Annotated in this window: 1 protein-coding gene; it reads left to right on the top strand. The window is 48.7% G+C overall.

Going from position 1 to position 1,014, the window contains the following annotated elements; genetic code table 11:
* Positions 1–894, top strand: an 894-nt coding sequence (locus R7E00_RS25335; protein WP_318124953.1) for a Lon-insertion domain-containing protein, incomplete at its 5' end; no start/stop codon positions are given.
* Between the last annotated feature and the right edge of the window lie 120 nt (positions 895–1,014).

Genomic DNA, 1,014 nt, shown 5'->3' with positions numbered 1-1,014 from the left:
CGTTTGTCTGGCGACCAATCCAAGCTATCTCTACATTCGGCTAATATCGCCAACTTGCTTCGAGAGTCGAACTACGTGGCTCGCCAAGCAAACTCAAACATGATCCGCATTGGCCACGTCGAAGAGGCGATGAAAAATCAGGAGATGCGCGTCAGCCGTTTGCGAGACAGCGTGATGGAGACGTTCTTAAACGGCACTACGTTGATTCTCACTGAGGGTTCGGCGATAGGGCAAGTGAACGCGTTGTCGGTGTTGAGTACCAGCGATTATATGTTTGGTGCGCCTAACCGTATTACTGCCACAACATGCTACGGCGATGGCGACGTTATCGATATTGAACGCAGCGTCGATCTTGGTGGCAGTATCCATTCAAAAGGTGTGATGATCCTATCGGCTTATCTGTCTTCCGTATTCGGCAAAACGGCGCGAGTGCCACTCACGACGACGATTACCTTTGAGCAATCATACGGTGGCGTCGACGGAGACAGCGCGAGCATGGCGGAGTTTTGTGCCGTGGTTTCGGCTTTTTCTAAACAACCAAATCGACAAGATATCGCGATCACGGGGTCAATGAACCAATTTGGTGAAGCGCAGCCGATTGGTGGCGTAAACGAAAAAATCGAAGGTTTCTATGATGTGTGTGTGATCAAAGGTCGTCACTCCGGACAGGGCGTGATCATTCCTCGTTCGAATGTTCATAACTTGATGCTACGCGCTGACATCGTGAAAGCGGTAGAAAAAGGGGAGTTCCATATTTGGGCAATTGACCACGTGACTGAGGCCATTGAACTGTTCACTGGCAAGGTGGCAGGTGAGCCGACGGACGAAGGTTCTTACCCGATTGATACGATTTTTGGCCTTGCTCAAGCGAAGCTCAATTCGCTGAGAAAGTAAGCGATATTCGCTCTGGATGTGAATAAATATCATCACAATTAATCACAACTTGTAATAACGACAATATCCCGACACGAGTGTCGGGATATTGTCCATAACAGATTGAAAATGGGGACTTTT

Source organism: Vibrio sp. Vb1755 (assembly GCF_033338635.1).
GTDB lineage: Bacteria > Pseudomonadota > Gammaproteobacteria > Enterobacterales > Vibrionaceae > Vibrio > Vibrio alginolyticus.
Note: the sequence above shows the minus strand (reverse complement) of the source record. Positions and strands in the feature narration are given on the sequence as shown.